The 13,317-nt window shown below is 71.4% G+C and carries 13 protein-coding genes; 7 read left to right on the top strand and 6 right to left on the bottom strand.

Annotated elements, in window-relative coordinates; genetic code table 11:
• Positions 1–26: 26 nt before the first annotated feature.
• The 3 genes from IE273_RS07805 to IE273_RS07815 are packed head-to-tail and all read right to left on the bottom strand — an operon-like array spanning position 27 to position 2,954.
• The gene (locus tag IE273_RS07805; protein WP_189814399.1) at positions 27–797 is read right to left on the bottom strand and encodes an SDR family NAD(P)-dependent oxidoreductase; all 771 of its coding nucleotides are present in this window, start codon (positions 795–797) and stop codon (positions 27–29) included.
• Between the two features lie 10 nt (positions 798–807).
• Positions 808–1,722, bottom strand: a complete 915-nt coding sequence (locus tag IE273_RS07810; protein ID WP_189814631.1) for an LLM class F420-dependent oxidoreductase — start codon at positions 1,720–1,722, stop codon at positions 808–810.
• A gap of 5 nt (positions 1,723–1,727) precedes the next feature.
• Positions 1,728–2,954: an amidohydrolase family protein gene (locus tag IE273_RS07815; RefSeq protein WP_189814400.1), complete on the bottom strand. Its 1,227-nt coding sequence runs from the start codon at positions 2,952–2,954 to the stop codon at positions 1,728–1,730.
• Between the two features lie 190 nt (positions 2,955–3,144).
• On the opposite strand from IE273_RS07815, the gene afsR reads away from it, so the two are divergent.
• The 3 genes from afsR (at position 3,145) to IE273_RS07830 (ending at position 6,837) form a co-directional block, all read left to right on the top strand.
• A complete protein-coding gene (gene afsR / locus IE273_RS07820) occupies positions 3,145–6,108 on the top strand; it encodes an SARP-family global regulator AfsR (protein ID WP_189814401.1) in 2,964 nt (987 codons plus the stop codon).
• A gap of 201 nt (positions 6,109–6,309) precedes the next feature.
• Complete coding sequence (gene afsS, locus IE273_RS07825; RefSeq protein WP_059264634.1) at positions 6,310–6,495, top strand: regulatory protein AfsS; 186 nt, start codon at positions 6,310–6,312, stop codon at positions 6,493–6,495.
• 186 nt (positions 6,496–6,681) lie between these two features.
• Positions 6,682–6,837 carry a hypothetical protein gene (locus IE273_RS07830; protein ID WP_189814402.1) on the top strand — a complete coding sequence of 52 codons (156 nt, stop codon included), beginning with the start codon at positions 6,682–6,684 and terminating at the stop codon, positions 6,835–6,837.
• Positions 6,838–6,909: 72 nt separating this feature from the next.
• On the opposite strand, the gene IE273_RS07835 is transcribed toward IE273_RS07830, so the two are convergent.
• The gene (locus IE273_RS07835) at positions 6,910–7,227 is read right to left on the bottom strand and encodes an ATP-binding protein (RefSeq protein WP_229887123.1); all 318 of its coding nucleotides are present in this window, start codon (positions 7,225–7,227) and stop codon (positions 6,910–6,912) included.
• A 67-nt stretch (positions 7,228–7,294) separates the two neighbouring features.
• Positions 7,295–7,522, bottom strand: a complete 228-nt coding sequence (locus IE273_RS07840) for a hypothetical protein (protein ID WP_189814403.1) — start codon at positions 7,520–7,522, stop codon at positions 7,295–7,297.
• A 120-nt stretch (positions 7,523–7,642) separates the two neighbouring features.
• Here IE273_RS07840 and IE273_RS07845 point away from each other — a divergent pair, with 120 nt between their 5' ends.
• The 3 genes from IE273_RS07845 to IE273_RS43375 all read left to right on the top strand — a co-directional run bounded on the left by IE273_RS07845 (position 7,643) and on the right by IE273_RS43375 (position 9,776).
• Positions 7,643–8,497, top strand: coding sequence for a helix-turn-helix domain-containing protein (locus tag IE273_RS07845; protein WP_189814404.1), 855 nt, complete (start codon positions 7,643–7,645; stop codon positions 8,495–8,497).
• Positions 8,475–8,681 (top strand): DUF397 domain-containing protein, encoded by a 207-nt coding sequence (locus IE273_RS07850; protein ID WP_189814405.1) that lies wholly within the window; start codon positions 8,475–8,477, stop codon positions 8,679–8,681. The genes IE273_RS07845 and IE273_RS07850 overlap by 23 nt, the downstream gene beginning before the upstream one ends.
• 270 nt (positions 8,682–8,951) lie before the next feature.
• Positions 8,952–9,776: an endonuclease domain-containing protein gene (locus tag IE273_RS43375; protein ID WP_229887124.1), complete on the top strand. Its 825-nt coding sequence runs from the start codon at positions 8,952–8,954 to the stop codon at positions 9,774–9,776.
• Between the two features lie 712 nt (positions 9,777–10,488).
• Here IE273_RS43375 and IE273_RS07860 read toward each other — a convergent pair.
• Positions 10,489–12,069 carry a FadD3 family acyl-CoA ligase gene (locus tag IE273_RS07860; protein WP_189814406.1) on the bottom strand — a complete coding sequence of 527 codons (1,581 nt, stop codon included), beginning with the start codon at positions 12,067–12,069 and terminating at the stop codon, positions 10,489–10,491.
• Between the two features lie 89 nt (positions 12,070–12,158).
• Here IE273_RS07860 and IE273_RS07865 point away from each other — a divergent pair, with 89 nt between their 5' ends.
• Complete coding sequence (locus tag IE273_RS07865) at positions 12,159–13,313, top strand: lipid-transfer protein (RefSeq protein WP_189814407.1); 1,155 nt, start codon at positions 12,159–12,161, stop codon at positions 13,311–13,313.
• Positions 13,314–13,317: the final 4 nt, after the last annotated feature.

Genomic DNA, 13,317 nt, shown 5'->3' on the forward strand with positions numbered 1-13,317 from the left:
GAGCTGACGGACAGTCAGGTGGGGCTTCAGATGACGCTGACGCCCGCCAGCCAGCCGCCGTCGATCACGAACGGCTGCCCGGTGATGTACGAGGAGTCGTCCGAGGTGAGGAAGAGGGCGAGCCGGGCCACCTCCTCCGGCCGGCCGATCCGGCCCAGCGGCACGAGCCCCCGGTACAGCTCGTCCAGGGCCCGGCCCATCGCCTCCGGGTCGGCGTCCGGATCCAGCCGGGCCGGGTTCGACATCGCGGTGTCGACGGCACCCGGACAGATGGCGTTGACCCGGATCCGCCGGCCCGCCAGCTCCAGCGCGGCCACCCGGGTCAGCCCCAGCACGGCGTGCTTGGTGGCGGCGTACGTCCCCACGGCCGCCATGCCGGTCAGAGCGGTGTAGGAGGCGGTGTTGACGATCGTGCCCCCGTCCGCCAGCTCCGGCGCCACGGCCTTGATCCCCAGGAAGCAGCCGACCTGGTTGACCCGCACGACCTGCATGAACTCGTCCAGCGGGGTGTCCACGAGGGCGTTGAAGCGCAGGATGCCCGCGTTGTTGACCAGGCCGTCGATGCGGCCGTACGCCCCTTTGACGGCGGCCACGGCCTCCCGCCAGCCGTCCTCCGTACCGACGTCGAGATGGACGTACAGCGCCCCGATCTCCTTGGCGAGGGCCTCCCCCTGCTCGTCCAGCACATCGGCGACGGCCACCCGCGCGCCCTCCGCCCGGAACAGCCGCGCCTCCTGCTCGCCCTGCCCGCGCGCCGCCCCGGTGACGATCACGACGCGTCCGTCCAGCTTGCCCATGCCGTACTCCTCAGAGGTCGGGAGCCACTTCGGCTCCGAAGGCCGCCACCTGGTCGGTGAGCTCGGCGCGGCTGCGGCTGCGGAACCGCACCTGGATCTGGTCCACGCCCATCGCGCGGTAGGCGCGCAGGGACTCGGCGAGCGCCCGCGGGGGGCCGCTGACCGTGCGCCGCCCGACCTCCCAGGCGGGCGTGCCCACGTACAGCGGCTCGGTGAGGGCGCCGACGGTGTAGGGCCCGTCGAGGCCGGCGTCCTCCCGCAGGCGCCGGATCCGGCCGATCTGCGCCGGCAGCCGTTCCCGCGGATCGCCCTGCGGCAGCCAGCCGTCGCCCTTCAGCGCGGCCCGGCGGACGGCGGCGGGCGAGGAACCGCCGACCCACAGGGGGACGTGCGGCTGCGCGGGGCGGGGGCGCTGGCCCAGGCCGGCGAAGTCGTAGTGCTTCCCGTGGTGCTCGGGGAACTCGTCGGGCCCGAGGGCGGCCCGCAGGGCGTCGATGCTCTCGTCGAGCACGGCCCCCCGCCGCTCGAAGTCGGCTCCGAGCACCTCGAACTCCTCCCGCACGTGCCCGGCCCCCACACCGAGGACCAGCCGCCCGCCGGAGAGGTGGTCGAGGGTGGCGTACTGCTTGGCGGTCAGCAGCGGGTGCCGGAGCCCGACGACGGCCACATGGCTGAGCAGCCGTACCCGCTCGGTGACGGCGGCGAGGTGGGCGAGGGTGGCCACGGGGTCGTACCAGACCGTGCTCATGGCCGGGGCGAGGCGGCGCGGTACGGCGACGTGGTCGCAGCAGGCGACGTACGCGAACCCGGCCGCCTCCGCCGCCCGCGCCACCGCGACCAGGTCCCGCGGCCCGGCCCCGGTCTCCCACTCCTCCGTGTACAGGGTGCTCTGCGACTGGACGGGGAGCTGGATGCCGTACGCCAGGGCGCTCACCCCCGCCACAGCCCTTCCGGGGTCAGCCCCAGCAGCTCGATGGCGTTCCCCCGGACGATCCGCTCGACCACATCCGCCGGCAGGTGCCCCATCTGCGCCTCGCCGACCTCGCGGGACGTGGGCCAGGTGGAGTCGGAGTGCGGGTAGTCGGTCTCGTACAGGACGTTCCCGACACCGATGGCGTCGAGGTTCCTCAGCCCGAAGGCGTCGTCGAAGAAGCAGCCGTGGACGTGCTCGGCGAACAGCTCGGACGGCGGCCGGGTGACCTTGCCGGCCACCCCGCCCCACCCCCGGTTCTCCTCCCACACCACATCGGCGCGCTCCAGGATGTACGGGATCCAGCCGATCTGCCCCTCGGCGTACATGACCTTGAGGTGCGGGAAGCGCTCGAACTTGCCGCTCAACAGCCAGTCGACCATCGAGAAGCAGCAGTTGGCGAAGGTGATGGTGGAGCCGACGGCGGGCGGGGCGTCGGCGGAGGTCGAGGGCATCCGGCTCGACGACCCGATGTGCATGGCGATGACGGTGCCGGTCTCGTCGCAGGCCGCGAGGAACGGGTCCCAGTCGTCGGTGTGCACGGACGGCAGGCCCAGGTGCGGGGGTATCTCGGAGAAGGCGACGGCCCGGACCCCGCGTTCGGCGTTCCGCCGCACCTCCCGCGCGGCCAGTGCGGCGTCCCACAGAGGGATGAGCGTGAGCGGTATCAGCCGCCCGTGCGCCTCGGGCCCGCACCACTCCTCCACCATCCAGTCGTTGTAGGCCCGGACGCAGAGCAGGGCGAGGTCCTTGTCGGCGGCCTCGGTGAAGGTCTGCCCGCAGAAGCGGGGGAAGGTGGGGAAGCAGACCGCCGACTGGACGTGGTTGACCTCCATGTCGGCGAGGCGGGCGGACACGTCGTACGACCCGGGCCGCATCTGCTCGTATGTGATCACTTCCAGCCGGACCTCGTCCCGGGCGTACCCCACGGCGGTGTCGAGGCGGGTCAGCGGCCGGCGCAGGTCCTCGTACACCCACCAGTCGCCGACGGGGCCTTCGTCGCTGCCCGAAGTGCCCATGACCGGCTTGAAACGGCCGCCCAGGAAGGTCATCTCCTTCAGCGGCGCGCGCACGATCCGGGGCCCGGTGTCCCGGTACTTCCTCGGCAGCCGGTCCTGCCACACCCCGGGCGGTTCAACGGTGTGGTCGTCGACGGAGATGATCAGCGGGAACTGTGTGGTCTCCATGTCCTGCACGGTAGCGCTGATCTGACGAACCGTCAGCTATCGGTGCCCGACAGCCCGCATGCGGAGAGGTTGTGAGGGCTCTGTGCACCCAGGTGCGGCCTGCTGTGATCGGCGTCTCCCACGGCTGACGCAACCGCCCGGAACAAGGCAAACTGACGGGGTTGTTCGTGATGCCGAGGGGGACGAACGCATGGACGGTGGGCCGCGAGTACCCGAGCAGCGGCGTGCCGGCTCCGCGCCCGTCGCGGAGCCCGGCCCGCTGCGCTTCGGCGTGCTCGGTCCGGTGCGGGCCTGGCACGGCGAGGAGGCGCTCAGCACGGGCTCCCCCCAGCAGCGCGCCCTGCTGGCCGCCCTGCTGCTGCGCGAGGGCCGTACGGCCACGGCGGCGGAGCTCATCGACGCGCTGTGGGGGCCCGAGCCGCCGTCCCAGGCACTGGCGGCGGTCCGCACGTACGCCTCCCGGCTGCGCAAGGTGCTCAGCCACGGCGTCCTGATCAGCGAGTCCGGCGGGTACGCGATCCGGGGCCTGCGCGAAGGCGCCCTGGACCTGGCGGTCGCGCAGGACCTGGCGGCGGAGGCGGAGAAGGCGCGGGGCACCGGGGAGCTCGGCCGGGCCCGGGCGCTGCTGAACCAGGCCCTCGACCTGTGGGACGGCGAGCCCCTGGCCGGCGTCCCCGGCCCGTACGCCGAGGCCCAGCGGGCCCGCCTGGAGGAGTGGCGGCTCGGCCTGCTGGAGACCCGCCTGGACCTGGACCTGGAACAGGGCTGCCACGCGGAGGCGGTCTCGGAACTGACGGCCCTCACGGCGGCGCACCCGCTCCGGGAGCGCCTGCGCGAACTGCTGATGCTGGCGCTGTACAGGAGCGGACGCCAGGCGGAGGCCCTCGCGGTCTACGCCGACACCCGCCGCCTGCTGTCGGAGGAGCTGGGGGTCGACCCCCGCCCGGGACTCAGCGAACTCCAGCAGCGCATCCTCCAGGCGGACCCGGCCCTGGCGGAACCGTCCGCCCCCGTGACGGAGCCGACGGCGACCCCGGTCCGCCCGGCCCAGCTCCCCGCCTCCGTCCCCGACTTCACCGGCCGTTCCTCCTTCGTGACGGACCTGACCGAGGTGCTGTCCTCGGCGTCCGAGGCGGGGGGCCGGGTGATGGCGGTCTCGGCCCTGGCCGGCATCGGCGGCGTGGGCAAGACGACGCTGGCGGTCCACGTGGCCCACCGGGCCCGCCCGGTCTTCCCCGACGGCCAGCTGTACGTGGACCTCCAGGGCGCGGGCCCCCGCCCGGCCGAACCGGAAACGGTCCTGGGCTCCTTCCTGCGGGCGCTGGGCACGCCCGACACCGCGATCCCCGACTCCCTGGAGGAACGCTCGGCGCTCTACCGCTCCGTCCTGGACGGCCGCCGGGTCCTGGTCCTGCTGGACAACGCGAAGGACGCGGCCCAGGTACGGCCCCTGCTCCCCGGCACCGAGGGCTGCGCGGCCCTGGTCACCTCCCGCGTCCGCATGCTCGACCTCGCCGGCGCCCACCTGGTCGACCTGGACGTCATGTCCCCCGACGAGGCGCTGGCCCTCTTCACGAGGATCGTGGGCGAGGAACGGGTGGCGGCGGAGCGCGAGGCCGCGCTGGACGTGGTGGCGGCCTGCGGCTTCCTCCCGCTGGCGATCCGCATCGCGGCGTCCCGCCTCGCGGCCCGCCGCACCTGGACGGTCTCCGTCCTGGCGGCCAAGCTGGCGGACGAACGGCGCCGCCTGGACGAGTTGCAGGCCGGCGACCTGGCGGTGAAGGCCACCTTCGAACTGGGCTACGGTCAACTGGAGCCGCCCCAGGCCCGGGCCTTCCGCCTGCTGGGCCTGGCCGACGGCCCGGACATCTCCCTCGCCGCCGCGGCAGCGGTCCTGGACCTCCCCCCGGAGGACACGGAGGACCTCCTGGAGTCCCTGGTGGACACGTCACTCCTGGAGTCGGCGGCCCCGGGCCGCTACCGCTTCCACGACCTGGTCCGACTGTACGCACGGGCATGCGCGGAAAGGGACGAGTGGCCGCCCAGCGAGCGGGAGGCGGCTATGTCTCGGGTGCTGGATTTCTATCTGGCGACGGCGGCGCGGGTTTATGCGATGGAGCGACCGGGGGACCGGTTGGTGGAGCACCTGGAGCCGACCGAGTACCCGGGGTTGATTTTTGACAACCGCCAAGAGGCACTGGATTGGCTGTACTGCGAGGCCAATTGCGTGCTGGCATCGGCTCGTCAGGCCCTGGGGGACCTCAGAATCCGCCGGGGCGTGGACCTTCTATGGGCAGCCAAAGATCTAGGGGAGTCAGGGGCCAACTCCAAGCAGTACGAGTCTGTCGCGCTCACCGCCAGAGATGCCGCCCAGGCGTCGGGCGACGCGCACGCTGAAGGCCGCGCCCGTACGGTGCTGACGAACGTCCACCTGGTGGCGGGCCGCTACAGCGAGGCCGACGAGGAAGCCCGACTGGCGGGCTTGCTCGCGGACACAGCCGAAGATCCCACGCCGGTCTTCTGGACGAGCAACGACCGGGGAATCATCGGCCTCAACCAGGGCCGTTACGCGGACGCTGAGCAACATCTCATGCGCGCCATCGAAGCGTCGCGTCAGGATGGCAACCTCGCAGGTGAAGCAAGCGCTCTGTGCAACTTGTCGCGCATCCACCTGGCCATGGGACGCACCGGCCATGCGATAACACTCGCCCAGCAGGGAATCGATCTGTACGACCGCCTGGGAGCCACCGTCCGTCTGGCAAACGCCCGGTACGCCTTGGGGATCGCGCTGACCGAGGCCGGACGTCCGTCCGAGGCCCTCGCGCAGCTCACGGACGCCCTGAACACGTTCCAGACGAACCGGCAGCGTCTGTGGGAGGGGACGACTCACTTCCGTATCGCGCAGGCTCACCTCGTGGGGCGGCAAGACACGTTGGCCGCCAAACACGCGGAGCAGGCACTGGCCATTGGATGCATCGGCGGTGACCGGGTGCGCGCCGGCGTCCTCACAGCCTTGGGCCGATCGTTGTCTGGTTTGGGCCAGGTCGACCGCGCACGGGTCTGTTGGCTTGAGGCGCTGCCTCTCTATGAGCAATCCGGAGCCCCGGAGGCCGACGCCGTCCGGGCGCTGCTGTCACCTGTCTCCACAGCCTGACGGGCGACAGTGGCGTTCATCGATTGTTTATGCCTCGCTGGCATGCTCAACCCATCGACCCGTCGCGTCGGGGGGCAGGCGGGCCGCTGAGGGACTCAACAGATATGCGAGAGTCCTGTCAGGTCCCTGCTCGGGAGCACTCGGGGGAGTTACCGGGCAGGGGCCGCTCAGATCCAACTCACCTTCAGGGGAGCCGTGCACATGGCCGAGGCCAAGAAGAAGTCCGAGGACATCATCACGCTGGACAACCACTCGCCGGTCCCGCCGATCGACGACGCGATCACCACCATGGACAACCACTCGCCCGTCCCGCCGATCGACGACGCGATCACCACCATGGACAACCACTCGCCCGTCCCGCCCGCCCTGGAGCTGGACGGCAAGTAAGTCCTGAGGACTTCCGTCCCGACGGGGATCGGCCGCGGCGGCGCGGAGGGGGAGCCGCCGCGGCCGAGGCGTGTGCAGGGCAAGATCCAACCGATCTGCGGCGGGAACTGTTCGATTCCATCGAACAACTCCCCCCTCAGGAGCTAACGTCGGCCGCCGATGCCGATTCAACAACGGGAGGACGCTATGACGCTCACCAAGAAGATCGTGGCCACCGCCGCCCTGATCCTCGGAGCCACCGCCGCTGCTGCGAGCCCTGCTCTGGCCGACAACTCCATGCCCGTGAGTCCGGACAACGGTCAGGCAACGGTCGTCACCACGCAGGACAACCACATGCCGTGACACGGCAGCACACCTCCGAGGGGCCGGGCGGAAGCTCGGCCCCTTGTCGTGTGCTCCCGCCGAGGTGGCCGGTCACTCTCCCTCCGCCAGCTCACACCACACGGTCTTCTCCACCCCCTGCTCCACACCCCACCGAACGGTCACCGCGTCGATCAGGGCGAGGCCACGACCCACTTCGGCGTCGTCCGTGGCAGGCAGGAGTACGGGGAGGGCTTGCGCCTCCGGGTCGGTGACCTCGACGCGAATGCGACCACCGTCCGTCCGGGCCACCCGTACACGAACACTGACCCCCTCCCCCACATGCCGGATGACGTTGCCGACGAGTTCGGTGACGCAGAGCTGGACGTCGGCACAGGGCGCGTCCAGGTAGCGGCGGACGGTACGGCGCAACCCTTGGAGTGCCTTCGGTACGGCGACGACCTCGACGTCCAGCGGCGGCCGGCTCGGTAGAGGTACCTCACGCCGCAGCGCCCGCCAGCTTGCGCGCCGTCGCCGTGTTGCAGTTGCCGAGCGCGACCAGGCCGGCCGGGGGTTCGTATCTGCCCGCGAAGCTCGGCAGGTCCACCCGGAGGGAAGGCAAGGTGATGCCGTGGGCGGAGAGCGCCTCGCGCAGGTCGTCCACGCAGAGGGTGGTGTCGTAGACGGAGTTGCCGCGCTGGGCGGAGGGGAGTTTCGAGGACGCCACGGTTGCGTACGCCTTCCTGTGCTCTCTGTGATGAAACAGTCACACAGTGATGCCCACGCCGGTACCTTTTGAAGAGGTTTCGGCTGCGCAAGCGCAAGTGGCAAACGGCGGTGAAGAGTCATGCCCCCACGCAAAGACCCGGACGCCTCGGCGAACGTGCCCTCCTTCTACGGCGCCGAGTTGCGCTATCAGCGTGAGCTGGCGGGACTGACCTTGGAGCAACTGGCGGAGGGAAGCTTCCGGGGCGTGCCGTTCCTGAGCCAGATCGAGCGGGGAGAGCGGCGGATGCCGGTGGATCTGGCCCGGCACGTCGACAAGGTGCTGGGGACGGACGGGTTTTTCGAGCGGCGGTGTGAAGATGCCGCCAAGGCGCGGCGGTCGGGGCATCCCCTCTATTTCGAGGATATGCCGGACCTGGAGAAACAGGCGGAGACCCTGGAGGAGTGGGCGCCCAACGTCATTCCTGGGCTTCTGCAGACCGAGCCGTACATGCGGGTGCTCATGCGCCACGTGCAGCCGGTGCCGTCACAAGAGCTGATCGAGAAGCGTGCCCGCGCGCGATTGAAGCGGGCGGAGCTGTGGAGCCGCGCGGACCGCCCTGCCTACTGGGCGATCCTCCACGAGGCGGTCATCCGGAATCCACTGCTCCCCCCGGAGAAGATGGCCGAGCAGTTGGAACACATCCTCGACGTGGTCCAGTCCACGGACAGCGTTTTGCAGGTCGTCCCGCGAACAACCGCCGCGCACCCGCTCATGTACGGCATGGCCAAGATCATGACCTTCCCTGACGCGCCCCCGCTGGTGTGGACGGAGAGCAACTTCGACGGGCAGGTTGTCGACTATCCGGCCCTAGTGAAGAGATATCGGAGCTCTTACGATCTGCTCAGGGCCGTCGCACTTCCGCCTGAGGCGTCCCTGTCCCTGATCGAAGAAGCAGCGAGGAACTACGGACATGAAGCACAGCAAGGGGATTGACCTGAGTTCCGTCACCTGGCGCAAGAGCAGCTACAGCAACGGAGAAGGCGCCGACTGCGTGGAAGTCGCCCACGGAGTGCCCCGCGTCATCCCCGTCCGCGACTCCAAGAAGCCCCAGGACGGCCCCGTACTCCTCTTCCGCCCCCTCGCCTGGAGCTCCTTCCTCGACTCCCTGAAGGGCTGACCACACCGGTTATCCACAGGGCAAGCGGCAGGGCACGGATTCTGCGATCTTGCCCGTGTGGAGCGGATGGACCTGAGGGCGCCGGCGGACAGAGGCGTCCTCCTCACCTCACGTGCCGTAGCGGCCGGCTGGCCCAGGCGTAGCCTGACGCGTGCGCTGCGGGCGGAGGGGTGGACGCAACTCCGACACGGCGCCTGGTCCGAGCCGGGGCGCGGCCCGGACCTGCTCACGCACCTCCGGGCCGTCCAACTCCGCGTACCGCGACTCGTGGTGAGCCACGGTTCGGCGGCCGGCCTCTGGCGGATCGAGCTGCTCGACGGTAGCCGCAGCGCGCCGCTGGACTTCATCGACCCGCACCTCGGCATCCACCGCCTGGGCAGCGGCGTGCGCGTGCACCGGATGCCGCTCGGCAGAGGTGAGGTGGTGGAGAGGCGGGGGTTACGGCTCACCACCCCGACCCGCACGTGCGCCGACCTTCTCCGCCGCGGGCCGCGTGACTCGGCGATCGTCGCCGTGGACTCGGCCCTGACGTACCGCAGGGTCGGCCGAGTCCGACGCGCACCGCTGCTCCGGAAGGAGCAGATCGCAGCCGCGCTGGGGAAGACCTCGCAGGGGTCGCTCCGGGCGCGGGACTGGCTCCGGCTGACCGACCCGCTCGCCGGCTCCCCCGCCGAGACGGTCGTCCGGCTGCGCATGCACGACGCCGACCTGCACCCCGAGAGCCAAGCCGAGCTGCGCACCCCGGACGGCAGTCGCCGCGTCGTCGACTTCCTCTTCCGGGCGGCAGGGCTCGCCGTGGAGATCGAAGGGTACGCCTACCACGGCACCCGTGAAGCCCACCGCAGGGACATCGACCGCTTCAACCAGCTCCTCCGCTGCCCCGAGATCCGGAGCCTCCTCCGCTTCAGTGCCGAGGACGTTTTCCGGCGGCCTGCGTACATGGTCGCGGAGATCAGGGCCACGCTGGCTTCTCTGACCGGCGATTCCACGTGGCCGTTGGGCCGCTCGCTTCTCGGCCAGTGTCGTGCTTCCGCGGCCCGCGTCAAGGGCGCGTTCCGCGTCGCCTTCGGCGATGGGCCTCCGGCCCACCCTTGACCCGGCCCGCTCCAGCACGGGGAAGAAGCGAGCGAGCGGCCCGGAAAGGCGGTGGCCCCGGCCGGTACCGGGCCCTCGGGTTGGCTGGGTCCGCATCGTCGGCAGGGCTGCGCGAACGCGCCTCGCCAGCACGCCGGGAGGGCCAAGCGGCGAACGGTGAGTGGGTGGGGCGCGGCAGCGCCTCGCATGCACGCCGGGGCGGATCGGCGACTGCGGCTCATGCCGGTAATCCGGGGAGTCCCGGGACTCCCCGGGGGCCTCGCCTCGCCCCTCCAGAGGGCGATGGGCGCAATTGGGCCAAGAGGCGGGGTCGGTCTCGTGGCGGGAGGTCGCTGGGGTGGCCCACATCCGCCAATCACTGGTCCCGTGTGACCTGAGAGGCTCATGGGACGCCAGCCCATCCCCTCGCTCCCATCCACCGGCCGCAAGCCGCCGAACCGCCCCGGCGTGCAGGCGAGGCGCCGACGCGTGCCCCCGCGCCGGGTGCGTGCCCGGCTTGCTCAAGGGCCCCGCGCCGGTGAGGGGGCCACTTTCCCCCGGCCGCCCGCTCCCTTCTACCCCGTGCTGGAGTGAGCCGAGTCAAGGGTGGCCCGGAGGGGCATCGCCGAAGGCGACGCGCAGCGCCCTTTACTCGGCTCACGGAAGCACGACACTGGCCAAGAAGCGGGCGGCCGGGTTCAGCCAGCAGCAACCCTTTCGACGCCGGGGCAGATCACCCCCTCCCCCTCAGCTCCCCTTTCAGTACCTTTCCGCTCGCGTTGCGCGGCAGGGTCGGTACGAACTCCACCGACCTCGGCACCTTGTAGTTCGCCATCTCCCGGCGGGACCAGGCGATCAGGTCGTCCGAGGTCAACGGCGACCCCGGGCGGCGTACGACGAACGCCTTCGCCACCTCGCCCAGGCGGGGGTCCGGGACGCCGATGACCGCCGCGTCCGTGACGTCCGGGTGGGTGCACAGGAGTTGCTCTATCTCCGCCGGGTACGCGTTGAAGCCGCCCACGATGAACATGTCCTTCAGTCGGTCCGTGATGCGCAGGTTGCCCGCCTCGTCCAGGACGCCCACGTCGCCCGTGCGCAGCCAGCCGTCCGGGGTGATCGCCTCGGAGGTGGCCTCGGGGTCCTCGTGGTAGCCCCGCATGACGTTGAAGCCCCGGACCAGTACCTCCCCCGGGGTGCCGGGAGGTGCGGCCACCGTCACCTCCGTGCCGGGGATCGGGCGGCCGGAGGTGGAGGCGATCACCGTGGGGGCGTCGTCGCGGCGGCACATCGTGACGATTCCGGTGGCCTCCGAGAGGCCGTAGGCCGTCAGGACCGTGCCGACGCCGAGTTCCTCGCGCAGGCGTTCCACCAGGCGGAGGGGGACCACCGCCGCGCCCGTCACCACCAGGCGCAGGGTCGACAGGTCGTGGGCGTCCCGGGCGGGGTGGTCGAGGAGCTGCTGGTGCAGGGCCGGCGGGCCCGGCAGGACCGAGATCCGTTCCGCCGCGATGTTCGCCAGGGCCGTCTCCACGTTGAACACCGGCTGCGGGATCATCGTCGCCCCGCGCATCAGGCAGGCGAGCACCCCGGCCTTGTAGCCGAAGGTGTGGAAGAAGGGGTTGACGATCAGGTAGCGGTCGGACCGGCGCAGGCCGGCCAGGTCCGCCCACGTCTCGTACGCGCGCAGGGTCTGGGAGTGGGTGATCACCGCGCCCTTCGGGCGGCCCGTCGTACCCGACGTGAAGACGATGTCCGAGGTCGTCGAGCCGGTCAGCTCGCGTTCGCGGGCCCGCACGTCCGGCCCCGGCACGCCCTCGCCCGCCGCGAGGAAGTTCTTCCACGTCTCGAAGTCGGGCGGCGCGTCGTCCGAGAGGACCACCACCCGGTCCAGGGCCGGCAGGGCGGGGAGCGGGCGCCCCTCGGCCGGTCCGCCCGCTCCGGCCGCCCGTCTCAGCGACGCCACGTACGACGTGCCCAGGAACGTCCCCGTCACGAACAGCAGCCTCGCCCCGCTGCGGCGCAGCACGTCCGTCGCCTCGGCCCCCTTGAAGCGGGTGTTCAGCGGCACCAGCACCGCGCCCGCCGAGACCGCGCCCAGGGCCGCGACGATCCAGTCCAGGGTGTTGGGGGCCCAGACGGCGACCCGGTCGCCCACCCGCACCCCGCTCGCCAGGCAGGCCGCCGCCGCGCGTTCGACGCGGGTGCCCAGTTCGGCGTACGTGATCCGCGTACGGCCCTCGACCACGGCCTCGGTGTCCGCGTACCGCTCGGCCGCCGACCGCACCAGTTCCGGGATGGTTTCCCACGGCGTCATGGATCGGCCTCCAGCAGGGGAGCGCGTAGCTGACGTCTCGTCAGATTAGCGGTAATCTGACGTACTGTCAGGAGAGGGGGTGCTCCGCCGTGGCAGGAGCAGGGGTCAAGGACGCCGCCGCCATCGTCGGGATCGGGCAGACCGCGTTCGCCCGGCGGCTGGCCGAGGACGAGAAGACGCTGGCCTGCCGGGCCGTGCTCGCCGCGCTCGACGACGCGGGGATCGCGCCCGGCGAGGTCGACGCGCTCGCCTCCTACACCATGGAGGGGACCGACGAGGTGGAGCTGGCGAAGGCCGTCGGGTTCGGGGACCTGACCTTCTTCAGCAAGGTGGGGTACGGCGGGGGCGGCTCCTGTGCGACCGTCGGACACCTCGCCGCCGCCATCGCCTCCGGGCAGGCCACGGTGGGGGTCGCGTGGCGCTCCAGGAAGAGGGGGAGCGGGCCCCGGCCGTGGACGGACACGGCCGTGCAGTTGCCGACTCCCGCCCAGTGGACCCGGCCCTTCGGGCTGCTCCGGCCCGTCGACGAGATCGCCGTGCTGGCCCGGCGGTACATGCACGAGTACGGCGTGACGCGCGATCATCTGTTCAATGTCGCGCTGGCCTGCCGGAACCGCGCCAATCAGAACCCGGCGGCCGTCATGTACGAACGGCCGCTGACCCGGGAGATGTACATGACCTCCCGGTGGATCAGCGAGCCGCTGTGCCTCTACGACAACTGCCTGGAGACGGACGGCGCCCTGGCCTGTGTGGTGGTGGGCAGGGAGCGCGCCCGGGACTGCCGGCAGCGGCCCGTGTACGTCCACGCCGCCGCGCAGGGGCTGCCCGCCCAGCACCACGGCATGGTCAACTACTGGAACGACGACCCCCTGACCGGCCCCGCCTGGACCGCCGCCCGGCACCTGTGGAAGCACGCCGACCTCACGCCGGAGGACGTCGACGTGGCGCAGATCTACGACGCCTTCACCGCGCTGATCCCGCTGTCCCTGGAGGGCTACGGCTTCTGCGGGCGGGGCGAGGGCGGCGCCTTCACCGAACAGGGGGCCCTGGAGACCGGCGGGCGGCTGCCGCTCAACACCGGCGGGGGCGGGCTCAGCGAGGCGTACGTGCACGGCTTCAACCTCGTGAACGAGGGCGTCAAGCAGCTGCGCGGGACCAGTACCGCCCAGGTCCCGGGCGCCGCGACCTGCCTGGTCACGGCCGGTGAAGGCGTCCCCACCTCTGCTCTCCTCCTCAGGAGCTGACCGC

Origin of the sequence: Streptomyces olivaceoviridis, assembly GCF_014650115.1 — a bacterium.
GTDB classification, from domain to species: domain Bacteria; phylum Actinomycetota; class Actinomycetes; order Streptomycetales; family Streptomycetaceae; genus Streptomyces; species Streptomyces olivaceoviridis.

Coding starts and splice junctions, on each gene's coding strand:
- IE273_RS07805 (WP_189814399.1), bottom strand. CDS start 797: ATGGGCAAGCTGGACGGACGCGTCGTGATCGTCACCGGGGCGGCGCGC.
- IE273_RS07815 (WP_189814400.1), bottom strand. CDS start 2,954: ATGGAGACCACACAGTTCCCGCTGATCATCTCCGTCGACGACCACACC.
- afsR (WP_189814401.1), top strand. CDS start 3,145: ATGGACGGTGGGCCGCGAGTACCCGAGCAGCGGCGTGCCGGCTCCGCG.
- afsS (WP_059264634.1), top strand. CDS start 6,310: ATGGCCGAGGCCAAGAAGAAGTCCGAGGACATCATCACGCTGGACAAC.
- IE273_RS07830 (WP_189814402.1), top strand. CDS start 6,682: ATGACGCTCACCAAGAAGATCGTGGCCACCGCCGCCCTGATCCTCGGA.
- IE273_RS07845 (WP_189814404.1), top strand. CDS start 7,643: ATGCCCCCACGCAAAGACCCGGACGCCTCGGCGAACGTGCCCTCCTTC.
- IE273_RS07850 (WP_189814405.1), top strand. CDS start 8,475: ATGAAGCACAGCAAGGGGATTGACCTGAGTTCCGTCACCTGGCGCAAG.
- IE273_RS07860 (WP_189814406.1), bottom strand. CDS start 12,069: ATGACGCCGTGGGAAACCATCCCGGAACTGGTGCGGTCGGCGGCCGAG.